Source organism: Flavobacterium stagni, assembly GCF_004122105.1.
Lineage (GTDB): Bacteria > Bacteroidota > Bacteroidia > Flavobacteriales > Flavobacteriaceae > Flavobacterium > Flavobacterium stagni.
On sequence record NZ_SBKN01000014.1, the window covers coordinates 1 to 5,026 of the forward strand.

Genomic DNA, 5,026 nt, shown 5'->3' on the forward strand with positions numbered 1-5,026 from the left:
AAAAGAAGGCGGCGACATACTCTCCCACAGTTATGCAGTACCATCTGCGCAGTCGGGCTTAACTTCTCTGTTCGGAATGGGAAGAGGTGAGCCCCGACGCAATAACCACCTTAAGTTGTGGCTTTGAGCTAATCGGATTAGCTAAAGCGCGTATTGCTACGCTAATATTTTAACATACTAAGATAAGATAAAAGAACAAAGCTGACCCGTCCCGATTGCTCGGGACGGTATCGATACATAAGCTTACGGGTTATTAGTACTACTCGGCTATGACATTACTGCCTTTACACCTATAGCCTATCAACGTGGTCATCTTCCACGACCCTTAAAAGAAATCTCATCTTGTGGTGGGTTTCGCGCTTATATGCTTTCAGCGCTTATCCCTTCCCGACGTAGCTACTCTGCGGTGCCCCTGGCGAGACAACAGATACACTAGAGGTCAGTCCAATTCGGTCCTCTCGTACTAGAATCAGATCCACTCAAATTTCTAACGCCCGCAGTAGATAGAGACCGAACTGTCTCACGACGTTCTGAACCCAGCTCGCGTGCCACTTTAATGGGCGAACAGCCCAACCCTTGGGACCTTCTCCAGCCCCAGGATGTGACGAGCCGACATCGAGGTGCCAAACCCCCCCGTCGATATGAGCTCTTGGGGGAGATCAGCCTGTTATCCCCGGCGTACCTTTTATCCTTTGAGCGATGGCCCTTCCATGCGGAACCACCGGATCACTATGCTCTACTTTCGTACCTGATCGACCTGTATGTCTCTCAGTCAAGCTCCCTTATGCCATTGCACTCTACGCACGGTTACCAAGCGTGCTGAGGGAACCTTTAGAAGCCTCCGTTACTCTTTTGGAGGCGACCACCCCAGTCAAACTACCCACCAAGCAATGTCCCCCGCAACGCGGGGTTAGGCCTCAGATAAGCAAAGGGTGGTATTTCAACAATGACTCCCCGAATCCTGGCGAACCCGGTTCATAGTCTCCCACCTATCCTACACATCACTTATCCAAGGTCAATACTAAGCTATAGTAAAGGTGCACAGGGTCTTTTCGTCCCACTGCGGGTAATCGGCATCTTCACCGATACTACAATTTCACCGAGCTCATGGCTGAGACAGTGTCCAGATCGTTACACCATTCGTGCAGGTCGGAACTTACCCGACAAGGAATTTCGCTACCTTAGGACCGTTATAGTTACGGCCGCCGTTTACTGGGGCTTCAATTCAATGCTTCTCCGAAGATAACATCTCCTCTTAACCTTCCAGCACCGGGCAGGTGTCAGGCCCTATACTTCATCTTACGATTTTGCAGAGCCCTGTGTTTTTGATAAACAGTCGCCTGGACCTTTTTACTGCGGCCAGCATTGCTGCTGGCGACCTTTCTCCCGAAGTTACAGGTCTATTTTGCCTAATTCCTTAGCCATGAATCTCTCGAGCACCTTAGGATTCTCTCCTCGACTACCTGTGTCGGTTTACGGTACGGGTACTTATAATCTAAGTTTAGAGGTTTTTCTTGGAAGCCCTTAGGTACACTATCACTTTGTCCGAAGACGCCGTGTACTATCGTATTTCACCAGTCCCTGCGCATTTAACTACAAGGCCTTTAGTTACGTACTTTAACCAACTATTCCGTCAGTTGGCGGTACTTTCATCACTCCGTCACCCCATCACAATTATAAGTAGTACGGGAATATTAACCCGTTATCCATCGACTGTTCCTTTCGGATTCGCCTTAGGCCCCGACTAACCCTCAGCTGATTAGCATAGCTGAGGAAACCTTAGTCTTACGGTGTGCGGGTTTCTCGCCCGCATTATCGTTACTTATGCCTACATTTTCTTTTCTAACCAGTCCAGCATAGCTCACGCTACACCTTCGGCCCTGTTAGAATGCTCCCCTACCACAGAATATTCTGTCCATAGCTTCGGTAGTATACTTATGCCCGATTATTATCCATGCTCGTCCGCTCGACTAGTGAGCTGTTACGCACTCTTTAAATGAATGGCTGCTTCCAAGCCAACATCCTAGCTGTCAATGCAGACAAACCGCGTTTGTTCAACTTAGCATACATTTGGGGACCTTAGCTGATGGTCTGGGTTCTTTCCCTCTCGGACATGGACCTTAGCACCCATGCCCTCACTGCTGATTATATTATATAGCATTCGGAGTTTGTCAGGAATTGGTAGGCGGTGAAGCCCCCGCATCCAATCAGTAGCTCTACCTCTATATAACTCAACATCAGCGCTGCACCTAAATGCATTTCGGGGAGTACGAGCTATTTCCGAGTTTGATTGGCCTTTCACCCCTACCCACAGGTCATCCGAAGACTTTTCAACGTCAACCGGTTCGGACCTCCACTATGTGTTACCACAGCTTCATCCTGCCCATGGGTAGATCACACGGTTTCGCGTCTACCACTACTGACTCAAGCGCCCTATTCAGACTCGCTTTCGCTACGGATCCATACCTGAAGTACTTATCCTTGCCAGCAACGGTAACTCGTAGGCTCATTATGCAAAAGGCACGCCGTCACCCCTCTAAAGGGCTCCGACCGCTTGTAAGCGTATGGTTTCAGGTTCTATTTCACTCCGTTATTCACGGTTCTTTTCACCTTTCCTTCACAGTACTGGTTCACTATCGGTCTCTCAGGAGTATTTAGCCTTACCGGATGGTCCCGGCAAATTCAGACAGGGTTTCACGTGCCCCGCCCTACTCAGGATACCACTATCAATAACCTCCCTTACCTGTACAGGACTATCACCTTGTATCGTCTACCTTTCCAGGTAGTTCCAGTTCAGTTAGCATCAAATGTCGTGGTCCTACAACCCCAAAATTGCCGTAACAACTTTGGTTTGGGCTCCTACGCTTTCGCTCGCCACTACTCACGCAATCACTATTGTTTTCTTCTCCTCCGCCTACTTAGATGTTTCAGTTCAGCGGGTTCGCCCTCCTATCGGAGTAATACATCTTCAATGTATTGGGTTGCCCCATTCGGATATCTGCGGATCAATTCGTATGTGCCAATCCCCGCAGCTTTTCGCAGCTTATCACGTCCTTCATCGCCTCTGAGAGCCTAGGCATCCCCCATACGCCCTTATTTTGCTTATGTATGTTGGTGCTTATTCTAAAATAAGCGCCTGTGCTTTCTACTTTGTTTGTATTTTATCTTATCCCAATATGTCAATGAACTTTATTAATTTGAAAATCTGATGATTTGAGAATTTGAAAATGAATCTTCAAATATTCAAATTGATTAATCTTCAAATCAATTCGTGGAGAATATCGGAGTCGAACCGATGACCTCCTGCGTGCAAGGCAGGCGCTCTAGCCAGCTGAGCTAATCCCCCGTTTTCCAGTGTTCAGTTAACAGTTTTCAGTTAACAGTACTTCAAACGGTTACTCAACCTCTAGAATTTCCTTTTTAAGCATTTCAGTAGTCCCGGGCAGACTCGAACTGCCGACCCCTACATTATCAGTGTAGTACTCTAACCAGCTGAGCTACGAGACTCTGTAATTATGCTTATCTTTTTTTTTGAACTAACAGCGAGAGTAATACTAATCTCTTTTCCTAAAATCAATTCCCCTTTAACGTCTCTAGAAAGGAGGTGTTCCAGCCGCACCTTCCGGTACGGCTACCTTGTTACGACTTAGCCCCAGTCACTAGTTTTACCCTAGGCAGCTCCTTACGGTCACCGACTTCAGGTACCCCCAGCTTCCATGGCTTGACGGGCGGTGTGTACAAGGCCCGGGAACGTATTCACCGGATCATGGCTGATATCCGATTACTAGCGATTCCAGCTTCACGGAGTCGAGTTGCAGACTCCGATCCGAACTGAGAACGGTTTTATAGATTCGCTCCTACTTGCGTAGTGGCTGCTCTCTGTACCGTCCATTGTAGCACGTGTGTAGCCCAAGGCGTAAGGGCCGTGATGATTTGACGTCATCCCCACCTTCCTCACAGTTTACACTGGCAGTCTTGTTAGAGTTCCCGACATTACTCGCTGGCAACTAACAACAGGGGTTGCGCTCGTTATAGGACTTAACCTGACACCTCACGGCACGAGCTGACGACAACCATGCAGCACCTTGAAAAACGTCCGAAGAAATATCTGTTTCCAAATACGTCGTTTCCCATTTAAGCCTTGGTAAGGTTCCTCGCGTATCATCGAATTAAACCACATGCTCCACCGCTTGTGCGGGCCCCCGTCAATTCCTTTGAGTTTCAAACTTGCGTTCGTACTCCCCAGGTGGGATACTTATCACTTTCGCTTAGTCACTCAGATAAATCCAAACAACTAGTATCCATCGTTTACGGCGTGGACTACCAGGGTATCTAATCCTGTTCGCTCCCCACGCTTTCGTCCATCAGCGTCAATCAACTGTTAGTAACCTGCCTTCGCAATTGGTATTCCATGTAATATCTAAGCATTTCACCGCTACACTACATATTCTAGTTACTTCACAGTAATTCAAGTCTAACAGTATCAATGGCAGTTTGATCGTTGAGCGACCAGATTTCACCACTGACTTATTAAACCGCCTACGGACCCTTTAAACCCAATGATTCCGGATAACGCTTGGATCCTCCGTATTACCGCGGCTGCTGGCACGGAGTTAGCCGATCCTTATTCTTACGGTACCGTCAGGCTCCTACACGTAGGAGTGTTTCTTCCCGTACAAAAGCAGTTTACAATCCATAGGACCGTCTTCCTGCACGCGGCATGGCTGGTTCAGACTTGCGTCCATTGACCAATATTCCTCACTGCTGCCTCCCGTAGGAGTCTGGTCCGTGTCTCAGTACCAGTGTGGGGGATCTCCCTCTCAGGACCCCTACCCATCATCGTCTTGGTAAGCCGTTACCTTACCAACTAACTAATGGGACGCATGCTCATCTTTTACCGTTGGAACTTTAATATACCAAACATGCGAATGATATATACTATGAGGTATTAATCCAAATTTCTCTGGGCTATCCCTCTGTAAAAGGTAGATTGCATACGCGTTACGCACCCGTGCGCCGGTCTCAA

At 48.0% G+C, this 5,026-nt stretch carries 2 tRNA genes and 3 rRNA genes; all 5 read right to left on the reverse strand.

The features are described 5' to 3' along the window. Nucleotides 1-3: 3 nt before the first annotated feature. Nucleotides 4-113 (reverse strand): 5S ribosomal RNA (rrf, locus tag EQG61_RS13670). A gap of 120 nt (nt 114-233) precedes the next feature. After that, nucleotides 234-3,108: ribosomal RNA gene (locus EQG61_RS13675) — 23S ribosomal RNA — on the reverse strand. Between the two features lie 164 nt (nt 3,109-3,272). Beyond that, nucleotides 3,273-3,346: transfer RNA gene (locus EQG61_RS13680), tRNA-Ala, on the reverse strand. 87 nt (nt 3,347-3,433) lie between these two features. Continuing rightward, a tRNA-Ile gene (locus EQG61_RS13685) sits at nt 3,434-3,507 on the reverse strand. Nucleotides 3,508-3,597: 90 nt separating this feature from the next. Then, nucleotides 3,598-5,026, reverse strand: a 16S ribosomal RNA gene (locus EQG61_RS13690); the annotation flags it as partial.